The 17,925-nt window shown below is 62.7% G+C and carries 20 protein-coding genes; 7 read left to right on the plus strand and 13 right to left on the minus strand.

What is annotated here, in order from left to right; translation table 11 throughout:
• Window positions 1–4: 4 nt before the first annotated feature.
• The 4 genes from AB4Z53_RS18380 to AB4Z53_RS18395 all read right to left on the minus strand — a co-directional run bounded on the left by AB4Z53_RS18380 (window position 5) and on the right by AB4Z53_RS18395 (window position 2,511).
• Window positions 5–694: a permease gene (locus AB4Z53_RS18380; RefSeq protein ID WP_441596969.1), complete on the minus strand. Its 690-nt coding sequence runs from the start codon at window positions 692–694 to the stop codon at window positions 5–7.
• Between the two features lie 72 nt (window positions 695–766).
• The gene (locus AB4Z53_RS18385; protein ID WP_291149981.1) at window positions 767–1,468 is read right to left on the minus strand and encodes a retropepsin-like aspartic protease family protein; all 702 of its coding nucleotides are present in this window, start codon (window positions 1,466–1,468) and stop codon (window positions 767–769) included.
• Entirely contained in the window at window positions 1,465–1,686 is a 222-nt protein-coding gene (locus tag AB4Z53_RS18390; RefSeq protein WP_173516725.1) for a DUF1289 domain-containing protein, read from the minus strand. The genes AB4Z53_RS18385 and AB4Z53_RS18390 overlap by 4 nt, the downstream gene beginning before the upstream one ends.
• A gap of 36 nt (window positions 1,687–1,722) precedes the next feature.
• Window positions 1,723–2,511 carry an adenosylcobinamide-GDP ribazoletransferase gene (locus AB4Z53_RS18395; protein ID WP_113539418.1) on the minus strand — a complete coding sequence of 263 codons (789 nt, stop codon included), beginning with the start codon at window positions 2,509–2,511 and terminating at the stop codon, window positions 1,723–1,725.
• 215 nt (window positions 2,512–2,726) lie between these two features.
• Between AB4Z53_RS18395 and cobT the strand changes: the two genes are divergently transcribed.
• On the plus strand, window positions 2,727–3,743 hold the full coding sequence (cobT, locus tag AB4Z53_RS18400) for a nicotinate-nucleotide--dimethylbenzimidazole phosphoribosyltransferase (protein ID WP_113539419.1): 1,017 nt from the start codon (window positions 2,727–2,729) through the stop codon (window positions 3,741–3,743).
• Window positions 3,744–3,970: 227 nt separating this feature from the next.
• Complete coding sequence (locus AB4Z53_RS18405) at window positions 3,971–4,384, plus strand: diacylglycerol kinase (protein ID WP_113539420.1); 414 nt, start codon at window positions 3,971–3,973, stop codon at window positions 4,382–4,384.
• Between the two features lie 4 nt (window positions 4,385–4,388).
• On the opposite strand, the gene AB4Z53_RS18410 is transcribed toward AB4Z53_RS18405, so the two are convergent.
• Window positions 4,389–4,934: a GNAT family N-acetyltransferase gene (locus AB4Z53_RS18410; protein ID WP_113539421.1), complete on the minus strand. Its 546-nt coding sequence runs from the start codon at window positions 4,932–4,934 to the stop codon at window positions 4,389–4,391.
• Between the two features lie 3 nt (window positions 4,935–4,937).
• Window positions 4,938–6,473, minus strand: coding sequence for a sensor histidine kinase (locus tag AB4Z53_RS18415; protein ID WP_113539422.1), 1,536 nt, complete (start codon window positions 6,471–6,473; stop codon window positions 4,938–4,940).
• A gap of 313 nt (window positions 6,474–6,786) precedes the next feature.
• Here AB4Z53_RS18415 and AB4Z53_RS18420 point away from each other — a divergent pair, with 313 nt between their 5' ends.
• From AB4Z53_RS18420 to AB4Z53_RS18430, 3 genes are all read left to right on the plus strand, one after another.
• Complete coding sequence (locus AB4Z53_RS18420) at window positions 6,787–7,374, plus strand: thermonuclease family protein (RefSeq protein WP_113539423.1); 588 nt, start codon at window positions 6,787–6,789, stop codon at window positions 7,372–7,374.
• A complete protein-coding gene (locus AB4Z53_RS18425; protein ID WP_113539424.1) occupies window positions 7,367–8,005 on the plus strand; it encodes a uracil-DNA glycosylase family protein in 639 nt (212 codons plus the stop codon). Before AB4Z53_RS18420 ends, AB4Z53_RS18425 begins: the two co-directional genes overlap by 8 nt.
• Window positions 8,006–8,070: 65 nt before the next feature.
• A complete protein-coding gene (locus AB4Z53_RS18430; protein WP_113539425.1) occupies window positions 8,071–8,559 on the plus strand; it encodes an Lrp/AsnC family transcriptional regulator in 489 nt (162 codons plus the stop codon).
• 9 nt (window positions 8,560–8,568) lie between these two features.
• Here the strand turns inward: AB4Z53_RS18430 and AB4Z53_RS18435 are convergent, their stop codons facing one another.
• The 3 genes from AB4Z53_RS18435 to AB4Z53_RS18445 form a co-directional block, all read right to left on the minus strand.
• On the minus strand, window positions 8,569–9,279 hold the full coding sequence (locus AB4Z53_RS18435) for a DNA alkylation repair protein (RefSeq protein WP_113539426.1): 711 nt from the start codon (window positions 9,277–9,279) through the stop codon (window positions 8,569–8,571).
• A complete protein-coding gene (locus tag AB4Z53_RS18440; protein ID WP_113539427.1) occupies window positions 9,276–10,145 on the minus strand; it encodes an NAD(P)-dependent oxidoreductase in 870 nt (289 codons plus the stop codon). Before AB4Z53_RS18440 ends, AB4Z53_RS18435 begins: the two co-directional genes overlap by 4 nt.
• Before the next feature lie 101 nt (window positions 10,146–10,246).
• Window positions 10,247–11,074: a class I SAM-dependent DNA methyltransferase gene (locus tag AB4Z53_RS18445; RefSeq protein ID WP_113539428.1), complete on the minus strand. Its 828-nt coding sequence runs from the start codon at window positions 11,072–11,074 to the stop codon at window positions 10,247–10,249.
• A gap of 171 nt (window positions 11,075–11,245) precedes the next feature.
• Between AB4Z53_RS18445 and AB4Z53_RS18450 the strand changes: the two genes are divergently transcribed.
• The gene (locus AB4Z53_RS18450) at window positions 11,246–11,971 is read left to right on the plus strand and encodes a DUF2270 domain-containing protein (protein ID WP_441596975.1); all 726 of its coding nucleotides are present in this window, start codon (window positions 11,246–11,248) and stop codon (window positions 11,969–11,971) included.
• 112 nt (window positions 11,972–12,083) lie between these two features.
• On the opposite strand, the gene AB4Z53_RS18455 is transcribed toward AB4Z53_RS18450, so the two are convergent.
• The 4 genes from AB4Z53_RS18455 to AB4Z53_RS18470 form a co-directional block, all read right to left on the minus strand.
• Window positions 12,084–12,350: an usg protein gene (locus AB4Z53_RS18455; protein WP_173516711.1), complete on the minus strand. Its 267-nt coding sequence runs from the start codon at window positions 12,348–12,350 to the stop codon at window positions 12,084–12,086.
• Window positions 12,351–12,513: 163 nt separating this feature from the next.
• On the minus strand, window positions 12,514–13,344 hold the full coding sequence (locus AB4Z53_RS18460) for an ABC transporter permease (protein ID WP_113539431.1): 831 nt from the start codon (window positions 13,342–13,344) through the stop codon (window positions 12,514–12,516).
• Entirely contained in the window at window positions 13,341–14,144 is an 804-nt protein-coding gene (locus AB4Z53_RS18465) for an ABC transporter permease (RefSeq protein WP_113539432.1), read from the minus strand. The genes AB4Z53_RS18460 and AB4Z53_RS18465 overlap by 4 nt, the downstream gene beginning before the upstream one ends.
• Before the next feature lie 168 nt (window positions 14,145–14,312).
• Window positions 14,313–15,095, minus strand: a complete 783-nt coding sequence (locus AB4Z53_RS18470; protein ID WP_113539433.1) for an ABC transporter substrate-binding protein — start codon at window positions 15,093–15,095, stop codon at window positions 14,313–14,315.
• Between the two features lie 418 nt (window positions 15,096–15,513).
• Here AB4Z53_RS18470 and AB4Z53_RS18475 point away from each other — a divergent pair, with 418 nt between their 5' ends.
• Window positions 15,514–17,856 carry an OmpA family protein gene (locus AB4Z53_RS18475; protein ID WP_441596978.1) on the plus strand — a complete coding sequence of 781 codons (2,343 nt, stop codon included), beginning with the start codon at window positions 15,514–15,516 and terminating at the stop codon, window positions 17,854–17,856.
• The last annotated feature ends 69 nt before the right edge of the window (window positions 17,857–17,925 follow it).

Raw genomic sequence — 17,925 nt, forward strand, 5'->3', positions numbered from 1 at the left:
GCCGTCAGAGTGCCGGCACTCGCACCGCTCCACTCGCATAGGCAATGATGACGCTGGCGACGACCATCGCAAGCAGGGCCTGAAGGATCGTCACGACGACGTGGAGAAGCGCCCGCACAGCGGAAAGCCCGAGGTCGGCCATGAACCAGCGCGTCTCGGCTACGATGTACCATACGATCGAGGCGGCCACGAAGACGGCGCCGACGGGCGTAAACGCATTGTGCCCTGCCAACAGCAATTGGCCGCCCAGGCTGATCGCGAAGGCAAAGGGTGCCGTGGCGTAGCATTGGCTGAAGAAGGGCGGGCGCAGCGTGTCGCGCGTCAGCTTGGCGCCCTTGTGGCGCAGCAGCTTCACCGCCATCAGCAAGGGCAGGATGCTGAAGGCGACGGCACGAAACATCAGCAGGTTGGAATCGGAAGCGAGCAGCGACGTTGCCGACCAGGGAGCAGCCTGCCTGACGAGGCCGAGTTCCATTGCGTGCGCCAGGAGCAGCGTGATCAGCAGAAACAGCGGCGGGCTCAGCGCGTCCGAATACTGATCCGGCACCTCGTCACCGAGCTCGACGTCGGCGTAGCGCATCATCGCTTGGGGGCGGCGAAGCGTGCGCCACATGGTCAGCGGATAGAAGAGCAGCCAGCAGACGAGCTCGTACAGGAGCTCCTCAATCGACTTCAACAGTCGCATGAAATCCATGAGGCGCCCTCTCGCGTCCGTGGTTTCGTCTCTTGGCGCGACAGGGCGGGGTGCGCCCGGCGCGATCGACGGTCAGTCACGCAGGCGCAACTCGTCGGTGCGCATCTGCAGCATCTCCAGCGTCGACAGGAAGCTCATGCCGAGCAGGCTCTGGTCGAGCCGCCCCTTGGCGGCCACTGTCGCGCCGATGTTGCGGCGGGTGATGGGTCCGACGGAGATTTCCTGGAGCATGACGGGCGCGGCCTGCGCGCGGCCGTTGGCCGTCATGACGGTGACGATGTAGCTGAGGTTTTCCGGGTCGAGGCCGATCCGTTCGGCATCCTCGTAGGTCAGCGCGATGCTGCTGGCGCCGGTGTCGACCAGCATGCTGATATCCTTGCCGTTGACCATTGCGCCGGTTTCGAAGTGGCCGTTCAGCATCTTGTGCAGCACCACTTCCTGCTGGCCTTCGCTGTCGGTGATCACGGTAGCGCGGCCGGGAACGAGGCCGGCAAGCAGGCGATTGCCGAAGCCCTGCAGCTCGAAGCGGTAGACATAGGCCGAGACGAGGGCGAGCGTGATGAGGAGCCAAATGGCAACCTGGCGCAGCCCTTCGCCGAAACGGTGACGGTTCTGCACAACGCCGGCGCCGATCAGCGTGGCGATGGCGCCCAGCGACACGAGCCTGCCGAAGTCGTCGTTGGCAAGGCCCATGGTGCGGCCGGCATCATGGTTGACGATCAGCAGGATGAGGCCGATGGCCAGGATCGAGAGCAGGATGAAGAGACGGGTCATGCTTGGCCGCGTTCCCTCGCCATGCGGCTGCGGCGCGTTTCGCGCCGGGGCTTGCGTTCAACTGTCTCCAGCCGATCGGGCAGCGTGGTCATGATCGCCCGGCGTTCGGCATCGGTGTACAGCGTCCAGCGGCCGATTTCATCACGCGTGCGGCCGCAGCCGAAACAGTAGCCGGTCTTGTCATCGATCGAACAGACGAGAATGCAGGGAGATTCCATGGCCTTGCTCTATTTTTCCCTTGATATATCGATGTTTCACACGGTCATCGCAAGGGCACCCAACACCGCGATTTCGGTGAGTTGCTGTGTGGCGCCGATGGTGTCGCCGGTGTGGCCGCCGATCTTGCGGGTGGCGATCCGACCGAATCCCTTGACCGCAACGAAGACGGCGAGGAGCGCGGCGATCAGGCCGAGAGCCGGGACCCGGGCGAAATAGAAGAGCAGCATGGCCGCAATCAGGCCGAAGCCAAGGGCGAAGCGCGTGGCTGCCGGGTCCGGCTCGCCGGCTGCGGCCGCAACACCGTCGCGCCGGGCAGGCGGCAGGCCCGACCAGTGCCAGACCATGGCGGCGCGGCTGAGTGCTGCAGCGCCGAGGATCGCCATGCCGGCGCCCAAGGGCGTGAACAGCGGCAGGATCGAGGCGAGCGCCGAGACGCGCAGACCGAAGGAGAGAATGAGCGCGACGACGCCGTAGCTGCCGACGCGGCTGTCCTTCATGATGATGAGGGCCGCGTCGCGGTCGCGTCCGCCGCCGAAACCGTCGGCCGTATCGCCAAGGCCGTCCTCGTGCAGCGCGCCGGTCAGGAGCGCCTGGATGGCGACGACGACGAAGGCGGCAAAGAGCGAACTCACATTGAGTGCGATCATGGCGCTGGCAGCGGCGGCAGACGGCAGGACGATCACGATGCCCGCGAGCGGGAAGGCGCGCACGGCCCGGTCCAGACGACCGTCATATCCGACGAAGTGGCGCCCCGGCATGGGGATGCGGCTCAGGAAGCCGATCGAGCGCGCCACGTCGTCACAGAAATCGCCCAGAAAGCCCATGGCCCCTCCAAAGATCTGGCCCTCAGCGGCAATCGCAGATGTCACAGCCGCCCGCAAGTGAGAGCGTGATGAGCATCGAGAACCGCGGTGCGTCGAATCGTCCATCCCGTCAAGGATCATGCTCCGGCGACGCGGATTGGCGCAAATGCCGTTGCCCGAATATTCCACGCCCTCTATGAGGAACGGAGATTCACGATGATGCAAGGATTCCCAGCATGAGTGCCAGCGGCCTGCCGTTTGATGATTTCCGCGAATTGTTGCGCAACCTGCCGGGGCCGGATTCGGCTGCGCTGGTCGCCGCGCGGGAGCGGGATGCGCAGCTGACGAAGCCGCCGGGCGCGCTCGGGCGTCTCGAAGAAATCGCCTTCTGGCTCGCTGCCTGGACCGGAAAGGCGCCGGCGGTCAACCGGCCGCTGGTGGCGATCTTTGCCGGCAACCATGGCGTCACCCGCCAGGGCGTCACCCCGTTCCCGTCTTCCGTCACGGCCCAGATGGTCGAGAACTTCGCCGCCGGCGGTGCTGCGATCAACCAGATCTGCGTCAGTCACGACCTCGGCCTCAAGGTCTTCGACCTGGCACTCGAATACCCGACCGGCGATATCACCGAGGAAGCGGCACTCTCCGAGCGGGATTGCGCCGCGACGATGGCCTTCGGCATGGAGGCGGTTGCCGGTGGCGCGGACCTTCTCTGCATCGGTGAAATGGGCATCGGCAACACCACGATCGCGGCCGCGATCAATCTCGGCCTCTATGGCGGCACGGCCGAGGAATGGGTGGGTCCGGGTACCGGCTCCGAAGGCGAAGTGTTGAAGCGCAAGATTGCGGCGGTCGAGAAGGCGGTGGCACTCCATCGCGATCACCTTTCCGACCCGCTCGAGCTGATGCGCCGTCTCGGCGGTCGCGAGATCGCGGCGATGGCGGGTGCCATCCTTGCGGCACGTGTTCAGAAGGTTCCGGTTATCATCGACGGCTACGTTGCGACTGCGGCAGCGTCGATCCTGAAGGCGGCCAATCCGTCCGCACTCGATCACTGCCTGATCGGCCATGTCTCGGGCGAACCGGGCCATATCCGCGCGATCGAGAAGCTCGGCAAGACGCCGCTGCTGGCGCTCGGCATGCGGCTCGGCGAAGGGACGGGGGCTGCCCTTGCCGCCGGCATCGTCAAGGCGGCAGCTGCCTGCCACAGCGGCATGGCGACGTTTGCGCAGGCGGGTGTCAGCAACAAGGAATGATCAAGGTACGGCCGGCTTTCACGGCAAAGCCGGCCAATTGCTGTCGAATGCCTGTCGCGCGCACCATTCCAGCGTGTGACGGGCCTTGATGGTCGCGTGCTTCTCGCCTATCCAAAGCGCACATGCAGCCCTAACTGTCGTCTTGGGCCCCTGCAACCGCCAAACGCCTTGCATTCGCCTCATTCACGATGTCGAAGCAAGCGCAGTTTCAAGCCAGTCGAGAAGAAATGGACGCCAAGAACACCACGCACCGTATTGGACAGACGGGTCCCGTCGAGAAGCAGACCGGCATTCGCCATCTCTTCGCTGCCGCCAGCTATTCGCTGGGCGGCGCGAAACGGCTGATCAGCGAGGCTGCCTTCCGCCATGAACTGATCGCCTTCGGCATCGCCGTGGTTGCCTTTGTCATCGTTGGCGCGACCTTCTTCCAATATGTCGCGATGGCGATCCTGTTCCTCCTGATGATGGCCTTCGAGGCGATCAACACGGCGATCGAGGAAATCGTCGACCGCGTGTCGCCGGAGATCTCGGAAATGGGCAAGAACGCCAAGGACCTCGGTTCCTTCGCCTGCCTCTGCCTGATCGTCGCCAACGCCGTCTATGCCGGCTACGTCGTGATCTTCGACGGCTTCCTGAACTGAACCGTCAGCGGCGACCGGTCGACTTTATCCGATAGAGCACGTGCGGGCGCAGGGGATTGCCCTCAGGCACCGTTACGTCGTCGAAATCTTCCGCCGGGTCCGAGCGCATGCCGAGCTTTTCCATGAGGGCACGCGACGGTTCGTTGATACGCGAAGTGTAGCCGATGATTTCCGTAAGCCCGAGTGCTGACCAGGCATGGCGCAGGCAGGCGCTCGCCGCTTCGAGCGCATATCCCTGCCGCCAGTAGGGGCGGGCAAGGATCCATCCGATTTCGACATGCGGGCCGCCGGGGATCTCGTCTCCGGCATGCGAAAGGCCGAGACCGCCGATCAGGGCTCCGTCCACCTTGCGTTCGACCGCCACGAATCCGAATCCGCGCCTGCGCAGGTGCGCGTCGCAGTCGGCAACCATCGCAGCCGTCTCTTGTAACGTCAAAATGTCGGGAAAGTAGTAGCGGCGCACCTCAGGGTCGGCGTTGGCGGCCGCAAAGGGCGCAATGTCGCGCTCTTCCCAGGGCCGAAGCCTGAGGCGTGGCGTTTCAATGAACATGGATCAGGCGAAGCTCTTGCGACGGCGCACGGGAGCGGCAACGTCCTCGACCGCCGGCAGGCTTTCGAGCACGCGGCGGGCCGGCAGGATGGCGATTGCCTCCGTGCCTTCCCTGAGCTTGGAGCGCAGGATGAATTCGCCATTGTGCTTGGCGAGAATGGCCTGGACGATCGGCAGGCCAAGGCCGGTGCCCTGTTCGGCGCTCTTGATTGCGATCGAGCCTTGTCCGAAGGCAGACAGCACGATCGGGATTTCCTCCTCGGGGATGCCCGGACCGTTGTCCTTGATCGAGAGATATTGCCCGCCGCCGGCTGTCCAGCCGACCTTGAAGGTGACTTCGCCGCCTGCATTGGTGAATTTGACCGCATTGGACAGAAGGTTGAGGATGACCTGCCGCATCGACTTCTCGTCGACCCAGACCGAGGGCATGCCGACTTCGAACTGCGAGTGGATGGTGATGTTCTTGGCGCGCGCCCGCAGTTGCACCATGCCGACGCAATCCTCGGCGATTTCGACAAGGCTGACTGCATCCTCGTTCAGATCGTAGCGGCCGGCCTCGATACGCGACAGGTCGAGGATCTCGTTGATGAGGTTCAGCAAATGCTCGCCGGAGCGATGGATGTCGTTGGTGTATTCCTTGTAGGTCGGGTTGCTGAGCGGCCCCAGGACTTCCGTCGACATCACCTCGGAGAAGCCGAGGATGGCGTTTAGCGGCGTGCGCAGCTCATGCGACATGGAGGCGAGGAAACGCGACTTGGCAAGGTTCGCTTCTTCCGCCCTGCGCCGGGCTTCGTCCGACATCGACTTTGCCACTTCGAGCTCGGCGATCAGGTCGTCCTTTTCCGATTGAACCGAGAGTATGTGGACATTGGCGCGGTTCATGCGGTCGGTCATGAAGACCAGGAAGAGCATCGACAGCGAGATGATGCCCGTCAGACCGATATAGATCGGATTGCCGGTCGCCAGCGAGGCGAATGCGAGTGCGGCGATCACCGGCGTGAAGGTGCACAGAAGGGCATTGCGGAGCAGGAACGTGCCCATGGCGGTGGCCGCGAGCGCAAAGAGCAGAGCGGTGCCTTCGAAGAAGCCGAAGCGGACATCGCCGCATGCGGCGCAATCCTGCGCGACGAAGGCCGCCCAGCAGAGGCCCATCAGGACCTGGCCGAAGAGGAAACGCCGGCGCCAGACCGGGACCTTCTCCGCAACGATGTCCTTCTTGCGTGCCTTCCTCGCCAGCACGAGCGTCACGGCGTGCGCCGAGAGGGTCATCAGGGCCCAGAGGACGATGCCGAGACTGCCGGAGAGATAGACACCGACGGCCGCAATCAGCGTCACGAGCAGCGGTATGGCGATGGCGCTGTGGAGGGCAGATTCGATGTAAAGGTTGAGCATCTCGCGCTCGAAACCCGAAGGTACGGACGAGCCCGTTTGCAGCCGTTCGCGCGTCGCGCGAACCGTCCTCGAAACTGCCTTGTTTCGATGGTTTCGCGACTTGTCGACAATAATCTTATCTGTCGAGGTGCTGGCGGCGATACTCATGCTCTTATGCAAAGGTTATGGTTTCATTGCAGTCTAGTGAGCAATCCTTAAGAAGTTGCTGCCGTGTGTGAAGGATTCGACAACCATTATGGCGCGGTGGTGTCTTTTTGCCGAAAGTGACGCTCATCGCATGAGCTATTGTCTCTAAGCTTTTGGAATCGTCGATGTTTATGACGTTGTCTCGCCCCCAGATTCAGCGTGCGCAACAGTAGAGGTGCAGGGAAACGTGAAATCGGGCCGAACGAGATACCGCTTCACCGGCGGGCGAAGCGGAGGGTCTACGGGCCGCTCGAGATCTGCCGGCCGTGGCGGCATGCTCAGCGGATGGATCATCCTCCTGCTGCTTTCGATTGTCGCCTATTATGCCGACAAGCTGCCCGTGGGGGAGCGGGCCGCGACCGGTGAGGCGCGCGGAGCCGCAATCGCAAGTGATGGCGACAGTCTTCGGCTTGACGGCAAGCGCATCCGCATCGAGGGGATCGATGCGCCGGAACTCGACCAGCGCTGCGAGCGCGCCGGCGAGACCTGGGATTGTGGCCTCCAGGCGCGCGATCGTTTGCGAATGCTGATTTCCGCGGGCGACGTCCGCTGCCGCTTCCATGGGCGGGATCGATACGGTCGCGACCTCGGCACATGCGAGGCCGGTGGGCGGGATATCGGTCGTGAGATGGTGCTGTCGGGTTATGCGGTCAGCTACGGGCGCTATCAGGCGGAAGAGGCGCGGGCGGAGAAAGACCGGCGCGGCATTTGGGTCGGCACTTTCACGGCGCCGCAGGAATGGCGCCGCACGAATAGTCATCCGGACGAGGGGCCGCATCTGGTCGATGGTTGGCTCGAGACGATCAGGCGCTGGCTGCTGGAGCAACTGACCGCCTTGTTTGCAGGTATCGCCGATGCCTGAAGACGATCTGCCAGACCTGGAACGGCTGCGGGCCGAGATCGCCGCCTGCCGCATCTGTCGCGACAATCCGCTGCGCGGCGTCGACGACCGCTTGCCGCATGAGCCGCGGCCGGTGGCGGTGATCTCGACGACCGCGCGTATCCTTATTGCCGGGCAGGCGCCGGGACTTCGCGTGCACGAAAGCGGACTACCCTTCAACGACGCGTCCGGCGATCGGCTTCGGCAATGGCTGGGGGTGGACCGCGAAACCTTCTACGACCCGGCGAATTTCGCGATCGTGCCGATGGGCTTCTGCTTTCCGGGTTACGACGCCCATGGCAGTGACCTGCCGCCGCGTCGGGAATGCGCGCCCTTGTGGCGGCAGCGGGTCATGGACCGGATGCCACAGGTCGAACTGGTGCTGGCGATCGGTCATTATGCGCAGCGCTGGCATATCGGGCCTGCCTGCCCGAAATCGATGACCGAGACGGTGAAGGATTGGCGGCGCTATGCGTTGCGCAACGCCGACCCCGCCATCCTTCCGTTACCGCATCCGAGCTGGCGCAATACCGGCTGGCTGAAGCGCAATCCCTGGTTCGAGGCGGATGTACTGCCGTTCCTGCGGGAGCGGGTGCTGACGCTCACCGCCTGAAACAATTTTCTTTATCTTCACCAATTTCGCGCTATAGAGGGAAAAATAATTCGAGAGGGACTTTCATGGACCGCCTAGACCGCAAAATCCTGCGCCTGCTGCAGGAGGATTCCACGCTGGCCGTTGCCGACCTTGCCAAGAAGGTGGGGCTTTCGACTACGCCGTGCTGGCGGCGTATCCAGAAGATGGAAGAGGACGGCGTCATCCGCCGCCGCGTCGCCCTTCTTGACCCGGTGAAGATCAACACCAAAGTCACGGTCTTCGTGTCGATCCGCACGAATTCGCACTCGATGGAATGGCTTCGCCGCTTCTCCGAGGTCGTGTCCGAATTTCCCGAGGTGGTCGAATTCTATCGCATGAGCGGCGACGTCGACTATCTGCTGCGCGTGGTCGTGCCGGATATCGCCGCCTACGATGCTTTCTACAAGCGCATGATCGCCAAGATCGAGATCCGTGACGTCTCGTCCGCATTTGCCATGGAGCAGATCAAGTACACCACCGAACTGCCGCTCGATTACATGATGATCGACCAGGCGAAATCCTCGGAGGATTGAGCGACTGCGCTAGCGGGCGCGGCTTGGATCAAGGCCTAGCCGTGCCAGCACCTTGTCGCTCCCAAGCTCCCTGACCGCGTCCTTGCCCGTCCAGCGGGCCGCGCGGCTCGAGCTTTCGGCCAAGCGTTCAGCGAGCGTCAGCGTCGGACCGTGGCAGGCCGCACTGCGCTTGCCGATCTGCCTGAGCGCCCAGTTGACCGCCTTCTTGACGAAGTTCCGATCGTCCGTTGCGTGCCGCTCGATCAGCGGCAACCAGTCCATGAGCATCGCATCCGGTTCCTTCTTCAGGTGGACTGCGGCCGTGGCGATCATCGCAAACGCGATGCGCCGGACGAACTCTCGTTCGTCGGCTGCGAACTCAGGGATCAGTTCGCGCTCGAAGCGCGCGGTGACGAAGAGGTCGGCAACGGTGTCGACGACTTCCCAGGAATTGCAATCTTCCGCCCAGTGGCGCGCCTCTTTTAGCGTCAGCGCTTTCGGGTCGGCAGTGAAGGCGGCGAGGATGCGCGCCTCGCGAATGCCGGACTGCCAGAGCTCCAGCGCCCGTTGGTGATTGGTCTTCACCAGCCGCGCGACCTTGTGCAGCTCGACATTGGAGAGCCCGAGAGCGGCTTCAGTGACAATACCGAAGCGCGCCATGCCGGCGAGATTGTCTTCAGAGCCGAGCGACCGCAGGTGAGCGATGACCTCGCCTGCGGTCGAGGATGGGCCGAGGCTCATTTTTCGAGGCGGGCAAGCAGCGACGACGTATCCCAGCGATTGCCGCCCATCTCCTGCACGTCGCCGTAGAACTGATCGACGAGGGCCGTCACCGGCAGCTTGGCGCCGTTGCGGCGGGCTTCAGCCAGCACGATGTCGAGATCCTTGCGCATCCAGTCGACGGCGAAGCCGAAGTCGTACTTTCCGGCATTCATCGTCTTGTGGCGGTTTTCCATCTGCCAGGAGCCGGCAGCACCCTTGGAGATGACGTCGACGACCTTCTCGATGTCGAGGCCTGCCTTCTTGCCGAAGTGGATGCCCTCGGCGAGCCCCTGGACGAGGCCTGCGATGCAGATCTGGTTGATCATCTTGGTGATCTGGCCAGCGCCGGCCGGCCCCATCAGGCCGACCATGCGGGCAAAGGCCTCGATGACCGGCTTGGCGCGATCGAAGGCTGGCTCTTCGCCGCCGCACATGACCGTCAGAACGCCGTTTTCGGCACCCGCCTGGCCGCCGGAGACCGGCGCGTCGACGAAGTGGGCGTTGCGGGCCTTCGCCGCTTCGTAGAGTTCGCGGGCGACCTCGGCGGAAGCGGTGGTGTTGTCGATGAAGACCGCGTTGGCGCCAAGCGTTTCGAAGGCGCCGTCCTTGCCTGTCGTTACCGAGCGCAGGTCGTCGTCATTGCCGACGCAGCAGAAGACGAAGTCGGCGCCGTCGGCGGCTTCGGCCGGCGTGCGTGCCGCGCGACCGCCGAATTCGGCAGCCCATTTCTCGGCCTTGGCGAAGGTGCGATTATAGACCGTCAGTTCGTGTCCGCCGCGGACCTTGAGGTGGCCGGCCATGGGATACCCCATCACGCCGAGACCGATGAATGCAACCTTTGCCATTTTCCGAATACTCCCATTGCTTTCGCTTTGGTGTAGCCGATGGCGTGGATGCGGAAAAGAGAGAAGGGAGCATCGCGCGATGCTCCCTCCACATGATGCCGTCAGGGCTTGAAGCGGGCGATCACCAGATGGCCGGCGATCGGTTCGCCTTCTTCCATGCGCACGGTGATGTCGCCGACCTCGACGATTTCGAAGCCGGTAGCCGCGAGGCGGTCGCGCAGGTAGGTTTCGGCGTGGGCGAAACGCTGGTGCGGGCCGACCATGAAGTCGCGGCCGGCGAAGGTTTCTGCGGGCAGCGTTTCGCTGGAAAAGATCAGCAGGCCGCCGGGCAGGAGATTGTCGACGGCGCCGAAGAACAGCGCTTCGAGCGCGCCCATATAGGGAAGTACGTCGGTTGCGACGATCAGGTTGAAGGGCTCGTCATCGTTGTCATCGAGATAATCGACCGCTTCGGCGACGTAAAGCGTCTCATAGAGGTCCTTCTCGTGCGCGATCTCGACCATGTTTTCCGAGAGATCGATGCCGGTGATGTCTTCGGCCATGTCACGCAGGGCGCCGCCGGTGAGGCCCGTGCCGCAGCCAAGGTCGAGCACGCGGTCGAAGGGGCCTAGCTCGAGCGCCTGCAGGCGTTGGCGAACGAGGAGCGGCACGCAATAGCCGAGCTGGTCGACGAGCACGTTGTCGAACACTTCGGCATGCTGGTCGAAGAGGGTGGCGACATAGGCGTCGGGCGCCTTCACGGGCGTCTCGCCGCGCCCCATCGAGGCCAAGCGCACGGCAGCGCCGCCATGGTCTTCCGGGTCGAGCGCCAGCACTTCGGCATAGGCGTCGGCAGCGGCATCGAAGTTGCCGGATTTTTCCAGGGAGAGGGCGCGGTTATAGGCTTCTGCCAGCGCTTCCTCGTCGATTTTCGTGCTCTTCTGGGTCATGGCCGTTTCTTACGTCCGCAAATGGGCTTTGGCAATCGCCGTCCCGTGCGAAAGAGACCGGTAAAAGGACGTGCTGCGCCGAAAAACCAGTCGTGTGGCACGGGTTGGGATTTATCGGCGAAGCGATTGGAGTCATGATCGTAAGCATAAGAAAAGACGGAGGGAATGCCGATGTCCGCCGAACTGGGCCCGCTGATCCTTGGCACCGAAATCAAGGAGCCGAAGGGGCCGCCGCTGCCGCAAACCTCACAGGAGCAGATCAACGCGGTCGTGCACTATTATCGCGGCGAAATGGGCCGTATGGCGGGATGGCGCGATCGCATCGACCGAACCTCGAACTGGGCGATCACCGTCGTCGCAGCTCTTTTGTCCGTTTCCTTGTCGACCCCGTCGTCGCACCACAGCGTGCTGCTCTTCGCGATGCTGCTGATTACGCTGCTGCTCCTGATCGAGGCGCGGCGGTACCGCTTCTTCGATGTCTACCGGGCGCGCGTCAGGCAGTTGGAGCGGGGCTATTTCGCGCAGATACTTTCGCCGGATGGTACCCCGAACCTCAACTGGGCAATCGCAATCGGCAAGAGCCTGCGCAAACCGGCCTTCCTGATGAGCTACCGCGAGGCAGTCTGCCGGCGGCTGCAGCGCAACTATTGCTGGATGTATCTGATCCTGCTGCTGGCCTGGACGCTGAAGATTTCCTCGCCGAAGATTTCGACCAATGGCGAGCCCTTCGGTCATGTGCGCTCCTGGGCCGATGTCGCCCAAAATGCGGCGCTCGGTCCGTTGTCCGGCTGGCCGGTGATCATTGGCGTGCTGCTGTTCTACGCGCTGGTGCTCTACGGCTCGCTGCATAGAGAACCGCGCGAAGGTGAACTGGCGCATGGGGAGGTGCATGTCTGAGGCGGTGTCGCGTTCCCGGTCCTGAGCACGCGGTTCTCAAAGCTTGCCAATCGCAAGGGCGCCGGCCGGACTGAAGTCCGTCTCCTTGGCTCCTCGGATTCGATCGGCACATTCAGTGCAGGATGAACTCGCCCTTCAACGCTCGCCATTCCGTCGCCGAGATCAGCTTGCGATGCACATAGCGCACCGAATGCAGCGGGCCATCCAGTTTTTCCTGCCAGAATTTCAGGAAGCTGCGCATCTCCGGAAAGTCCGGGGCGATGTCGTAGTGCTGCCAGACATAGGTCTGGAGGAAGGTCGGATGATCCGGCATGTGGTAGAGGATCTGGGCCGTCGTCAGGCCATAGCCTTTAAGCTGAAGTTCCATCTCGTTTGTCATTAGGACCTCACTTCTCGCAAAGGTTGGTCTCTATGATGAAACGCTCGATTTCTTAATCAAGAGCTAATACTTGCTCCGAAATGAAACTTTCGTAAGAAATAACAAAAGCTTGGCAGCACCTCACGGAGAGTGCTGCCAAGCTTCGTCATTGGTAAAAGCGGAACTATCGCTTGAGGTGGCGTGTCAGCCGCGCTTCCAGCAGGCTCCAGATGTTGCGCAGGATCTCGACCATGATCAGGTAGAGAATGGCTGCCCAGATATACATTTGGAAGTCGAAGGTGCGGGAGAAGGCGTAGCGGGTTTCGCCCATCAGGTCGAAGACGGTGACGATCGCGACGATCGCCGAGCCTTTGATCATCAGGATGATTTCGTTGCCGTAGGGGCGCAGCGCAACGATCATCGCCTGCGGCAGGATAATCTTGAAGAAGGAGACACGCTCGGGCAGGCCAAGGGCTGCTGCACCTTCACGCTGGCCGCGCGGCACGCTCTCGATCGCACCACGCAGGATTTCCGCCTGGTAGGCCGCGGTGTTGAGCGTGAAGGCAAAGAGGGCGCAATTCCAGGCGTCGCGGAAGAACCACCACATGCCGATCGTTTCGAGCTGCGGGCGGAAACTGCCGAGGCCGTAATAGATCAGGAAAAGCTGCGCGAGCAGCGGCGTGCCGCGGAAGAAATAGACATAGGCGTAGGCGAGCCACGACCAGAACTTGTTCTTCGACATGCGCGCAAACGCAATCGGCAGCGACAATATGGCGCCGAAGACGATGGAGATCGACACCAGCATCAGCGTGACGCCGAGGCCGGAAAGGAACCGCGGCCCGTATTTCGCGACCTTCTCCGGATCCCAGCCATTGACGACGGTAAGAAAGATGCCGACGCCGAGCGCCAGCCAGACACCGAGCGCAACGCTGCCGACGAAGCGGGTCAGCGTATAGGGCCTTGGCGGAACCGGAGGCGGGGCCTGCGGCGGGATCATTGTTGCAACGGCACTCATCGGCCCATCTCCGCACGTTTGGTCCAGCGTTCCAGGTTCGCAAAGACGATCGAGGAAATCATCGCGAGGATCAGGAAGAGCACGCAGGCCACGCCGTAGAATTCGAAGGCCTGCTTGGTCACGCGGGCGGCAACACCGGTCTGGCGCAGGATATCCGTGAGGCCGACGACGGAGACGAGGGCCGTATCCTTGAGGAGCGCCATCCAGAGATTGCCAAGACCCGGCAACGCGATGCGCACGAGCTGCGGCAGGATGATGAGACGCATGGTTTTGCCGCGATGGAGGCCAAGGGCGTCGCCGGCTTCGTATTGCCCATGGGGAATGGCCTTGAACGCGGAGAGCAGCACCTCCGAACAATAGGCGGAAAAGACGACGCCGAGCGCGATCATTCCGGCGAAGAAGGCATTGATCTCGACCGGGCCCTCGTAGCCGAGTGAGGCCAGCAACTGCTGAACGAGGATCTGCAGGCCGTAATAGACGATGAAGAGCGTCAGGAGTTCCGGGAGGCCACGAAAGATCGTCGTGTAGATATTGGTCGCCAACCGCACGGTGCGCTCTTCGGACTGCTTGCCGAGGGCGATGAAGAAGCCGATCAGCAGGCCGACGGGCAGGGTGGCGATGGCGAGGCTCGCGGTGACGACGAAACCGTAGGCGATATCGTCGCCCCAGCCGGTATCGCCACAGGCCAGCAAGGTGCCAGGCGCCAGCCAGGTAAAGACCCCGACCGGGCCGCAGAATGGATCGACGATCGATCCGATCCAGGCGAGGATGGAATAGAAGCCGGCAAATAACCCGCTCATGTCAGAATGTTCCCCTTTGCGCTGTTTTTGTGTGTATCGATCGCGCTTTGTTTTAGGCTCTTGTCAAACAAAAACGGCGGAAGGGCAAGCCATCCGCCGTTGCATTTTTCGCATGAACTGACGTTTCTCCGGCATGATTCACTAGGAAATCGTGTCGGATCCCGTCAATCAGCTGCCATAAACGTCGAACGGGAAGTACTTTTCGTTGATTTCCTTGTACTTGCCGTTGGCGCGGATCGCTTCGATCGCCTTGTTGAACTTTTCGCGCAGCGCGTCGTCGCCCTTGCGCACGGCAATACCAGCGCCTTCGCCATTGATGACCGGGTCGATCGGCAGCGTGCCGAGCAGCTTGCAGCAGGCACCGTCGGTCGACTTCAGCCATTCGGAAAGCACGACAACGTCGTCGATGACGGCGTCGATGCGGCCGTTGGCGATGTCGAGCTTGTACTCGTCAGCCGTCGGATAGAGCTTGATCTCGGCACCCTTCATATGCGCTTCGGCATAGTTGGAGTGGGTGGTGGAGCCCTGCGCGCCGAGCGTCTTGCCGGCAAGTGCGGCCTCGGTCGCTTCGGTGATCGGCGAGTCCTTCGGCACGACGATCGCCGGCGGCGTATTGTAGTACTTGTTGGTGAAGTCGACCTTTTCCTTGCGCTCGGCGGTGATCGACATGGACGCGACGATGGCGTCGAACTTCTTGGCGATCAGTGCCGGAATGATGCCGTCCCAGTCCTGCGTGACGAAGGTGCATTCGGCCTTCATTTCCGCGCACAGCGCCTTGGCGATGTCGATGTCGAAGCCCGTCAGCGTGCCGTCCGCTTCCAGGTTGTTGAAGGGCGGGTAGGCGCCTTCGGTGCCGATAACGACCTTTTCGCCGTCTGCCATGGCCGAGCCTGCCATGAGCACGAAAACGGCAGCCGATGCGGCGGCTGCCAGCCGTCTGGAAATACGCATGATAGTCCTCTCTGTTGGTCGATGTCCGGTTTTTTCTTTTTTCACGGACACCAATTTCGACCGGGGCGTTTGCCTCCGGTTGTGGCGATATTCGTACTCTTTTCCAGTAAAAATCAACAGGAAAGCGAAGGTCCTCACCGGGAATCGGATTTCGACCGCAGATTGTGATGGTGGACCGCGCAATGTACATGAACGGTGCGTTCAGCGGCGGTTAATCTTGCCTCCGCTAGCCCTTATCAAGGAACCGGCGCGTGGCGCGGGCGTCGCGCTTGACGGCGCGTCTCGCGGGCAACACAAAAAAGCCGGAACCTTGGGTCAAGGCCCGGTGAGTATTCAAGTTCGCATCCATTCTTCGGCGTGTCATATACCGGGAAGAGGATGTGGGACCAGGACCTCCCGAGAAGAGGAAGGAAGACAAATGTCGATTCGATCCAAACTGTTTGCAACCGTCGCGCTGCCAGTGCTGTCGGTGTCCGTGGCGGTTCCGCCTGCCGTCGCCGATAGCCTGATGAAGCCATTCGAGGTTGCACAGGAGGGCGGTGGTCAGTCTGACGAGGAGCTGCTGTTGCAGAAGCAGCGCCAGGCCGAGGAAGAGGCTGCCCGCCAGGCTGCCGAGCAACAAAGGGCCGCGGAAGAAGAGGCTGCGCGCCAGGCGGCTGAGCAGCAGAAGGCTGCCGAAGAAGAGGCTGCGCGCCAGGCGGCTGAGCAGCAGAAGGCCGCTGAAGAAGAGGCTGCCCGCCAGGCCGCTGAGCAGCAGAAGGCCGCCGAGGAAGAGGCCGCTCGCCAGGCCGCCGAACAGCAGAAGGCCGCCGAGGAAGAGGCCGCTCGACAGGCCGCTGAGCAGCAGAAGGCCGCCGAGGAAGAGGCTGCCCGTCAGGCCGCTGAACAGCAGAAGGCTGCTGAAGAGCAGAAGGCTGCCGAAGAGCAGAAGGCTGCCGAAGAGCAGAAGGCTGCCGAAGAGCAGAAGGCCGCCGAAGAGCAGAAGGCTGCCGAAGAGCAGAAGGCCGCCGAAGAGCAGAAGGCCGCCGAAGAGCAGAAGGCTGCCGAAGAGCAGAAGGCTGCCGAAGAGCAAAAGGCTGCCGAAGAGCAAAAGGCTGTTGACGAGCAGAAGGCTGCCGACGAGCAGAAGGCTGCTGACGAGCAGAAGGCTGCTGACGAGCAGAAGGCTGCTGACGAACAGAAGGCTGCTGACGAACAGAAGGCTGCTGAGGAACAGAAGGCTGCTGAGGAACAGAAGGCCGCTGAAGAACAGAAGGCGGGCGAGCAGCCCGCACCGACGGAAACGGCACCTGGGACCGAGCAGCAGCCCCAGACTGGCGAAGGCCAGCCGGTGCCTGGTGCCGAGCAGCCCCAGACTGGCGAAGGCCAGCCGGTGCCTGGTGCCGAGCAGCCGCAGACCGGCGAAGGCCAGCCGGTGCCTGGTTCGGAACAGCCGGCAACTGCCGAGCAGCAGCCGCAGCTTCAACAGCTGGCTCCGGAAGTGGTCGACACCCGCACCGAGGAAGAAAAAGTGAAGATCGCCGAAGACCCGGCGGCAACCGACGAGACCGTGGTTCTGCCTGTTGAAAACGGCGCGGCCGTGCTCGACAGCGACAAGGATGCCGACAACACCGGTGGCAACCAGGCACGCGAACAGCGCCAGAAGCTGCGCGAAGAGCTGCGTGCCCAGGAAGAAAACGTTGCGCCGCCGGCAGACGATGCCGCAGCTCAGGCTGCGATCGCTGCCGAAATCCCGGCCGACCTGCCGCAGAAGATCGAGGCGAATCTCAAGGAAAAGGGCACGCGCGTCGACGAGGCGCCGGTCTTCGTGGTGCCGGAGACGACCAACATCGTCAACAACACCGTCATCAACAACACGGTGATCAACAACAACACGACGGTCAACAACATCACCAACAACGTGACCGAAGTGAAGGTCGTGCAGGAAATCGATAACCGCGTCATTCTCGGCGTCGGCGACCAGATTTTCGTGCGCGGTGACGATCGCCCGCGCCTGCGTCGCGATGCGGAAGAAACCTACTACGATCAGCTTCCGCGTGGTCGTACCCGCGAAACGATCCTGCGCCCGGGCGGTTACCGGATTGTTACCGTCTACAATCGTTACGGCGACATTCTACAGCGCTCGCGCGTCGATCGTGACGGCAACGAATACCTGATGATCTACGCGCCCGAGCGCGAAGAAGGTCCGCGTCCGGCCATTATCGACGTCGGCTACGAACTGCCGCCGATGCGCCTGCGCATCCCGGTACGCGACTACATCGCCGACGTTTCCGACGATCCGGGCCGCGACTACTACGACTTCCTGGCCGAACCGCCGGTGGAACGGGTAGAGCGCGTCTACACGATGGACGAAGTCCGGCACTCCGCTCGTCTGCGCGACAAGGTGCGGCGCATCGACCTCGACACCATCACCTTTCCGACGGGCAGTGCCGAGGTGTCGATGTCGCAGGCCAAGACCATGCGTAGTGTCGCCGCCGCCATGGAGAAGGTGCTGGCCAAGGATCCGGGCGAGACCTTCTTCATCGAAGGCCACACGGACGCCGTCGGTTCCGACCGGTCGAACCTGGTGCTTTCTGACCAGCGCGCCGAATCGGTGGCGTCGCTCCTGACCGAGGTCTACGGCATTCCGGCCGAAAACCTGGTGACACAGGGCTACGGCGAACGCTTCCTTAAGGTTCGCACCCAGGAAGCCGAGCAGCAGAACCGCCGCGTCACCATACGCCGCGTCACGCCGCTGGTCCGCCCGGTCGCCCAGCGTTGATCAAGCTTCGGGCAGGACTGCCTGTCTAATGCCGACAGCGCCGCGCACCTCATGAGGTGCGCGGCGCTG

The organism is Ensifer sp. 2TAB8 (genome assembly GCF_052115125.1).
In the GTDB taxonomy this organism is placed as follows: domain Bacteria; phylum Pseudomonadota; class Alphaproteobacteria; order Rhizobiales; family Rhizobiaceae; genus Ensifer.

Excerpts from the sequence above, each read along its gene's own strand:
- AB4Z53_RS18385 (WP_291149981.1), bottom strand. The coding sequence starts at position 1,468 with ATGACCCGTCTCTTCATCCTGCTCTCGATCCTGGCCATCGGCCTCATC.
- AB4Z53_RS18465 (WP_113539432.1), bottom strand. The coding sequence starts at position 14,144 with ATGAGCGGGTTATTTGCCGGCTTCTATTCCATCCTCGCCTGGATCGGA.
- AB4Z53_RS18410 (WP_113539421.1), bottom strand. The coding sequence starts at position 4,934 with ATGTTCATTGAAACGCCACGCCTCAGGCTTCGGCCCTGGGAAGAGCGC.
- AB4Z53_RS18450 (WP_441596975.1), top strand. The coding sequence starts at position 11,246 with ATGTCCGCCGAACTGGGCCCGCTGATCCTTGGCACCGAAATCAAGGAG.
- AB4Z53_RS18425 (WP_113539424.1), top strand. The coding sequence starts at position 7,367 with ATGCCTGAAGACGATCTGCCAGACCTGGAACGGCTGCGGGCCGAGATC.
- cobT (WP_113539419.1), top strand. The coding sequence starts at position 2,727 with ATGAGTGCCAGCGGCCTGCCGTTTGATGATTTCCGCGAATTGTTGCGC.
- AB4Z53_RS18415 (WP_113539422.1), bottom strand. The coding sequence starts at position 6,473 with ATGAGTATCGCCGCCAGCACCTCGACAGATAAGATTATTGTCGACAAG.
- AB4Z53_RS18455 (WP_173516711.1), bottom strand. The coding sequence starts at position 12,350 with ATGACAAACGAGATGGAACTTCAGCTTAAAGGCTATGGCCTGACGACG.
- AB4Z53_RS18405 (WP_113539420.1), top strand. The coding sequence starts at position 3,971 with ATGGACGCCAAGAACACCACGCACCGTATTGGACAGACGGGTCCCGTC.
- AB4Z53_RS18380 (WP_441596969.1), bottom strand. The coding sequence starts at position 694 with ATGGATTTCATGCGACTGTTGAAGTCGATTGAGGAGCTCCTGTACGAG.
- AB4Z53_RS18470 (WP_113539433.1), bottom strand. The coding sequence starts at position 15,095 with ATGCGTATTTCCAGACGGCTGGCAGCCGCCGCATCGGCTGCCGTTTTC.
- AB4Z53_RS18395 (WP_113539418.1), bottom strand. The coding sequence starts at position 2,511 with ATGGGCTTTCTGGGCGATTTCTGTGACGACGTGGCGCGCTCGATCGGC.
- AB4Z53_RS18440 (WP_113539427.1), bottom strand. The coding sequence starts at position 10,145 with ATGGCAAAGGTTGCATTCATCGGTCTCGGCGTGATGGGGTATCCCATG.
- AB4Z53_RS18420 (WP_113539423.1), top strand. The coding sequence starts at position 6,787 with ATGCTCAGCGGATGGATCATCCTCCTGCTGCTTTCGATTGTCGCCTAT.
- AB4Z53_RS18445 (WP_113539428.1), bottom strand. The coding sequence starts at position 11,074 with ATGACCCAGAAGAGCACGAAAATCGACGAGGAAGCGCTGGCAGAAGCC.
- AB4Z53_RS18475 (WP_441596978.1), top strand. The coding sequence starts at position 15,514 with ATGTCGATTCGATCCAAACTGTTTGCAACCGTCGCGCTGCCAGTGCTG.
- AB4Z53_RS18430 (WP_113539425.1), top strand. The coding sequence starts at position 8,071 with ATGGACCGCCTAGACCGCAAAATCCTGCGCCTGCTGCAGGAGGATTCC.
- AB4Z53_RS18460 (WP_113539431.1), bottom strand. The coding sequence starts at position 13,344 with ATGAGTGCCGTTGCAACAATGATCCCGCCGCAGGCCCCGCCTCCGGTT.
- AB4Z53_RS18390 (WP_173516725.1), bottom strand. The coding sequence starts at position 1,686 with ATGGAATCTCCCTGCATTCTCGTCTGTTCGATCGATGACAAGACCGGC.
- AB4Z53_RS18435 (WP_113539426.1), bottom strand. The coding sequence starts at position 9,279 with ATGAGCCTCGGCCCATCCTCGACCGCAGGCGAGGTCATCGCTCACCTG.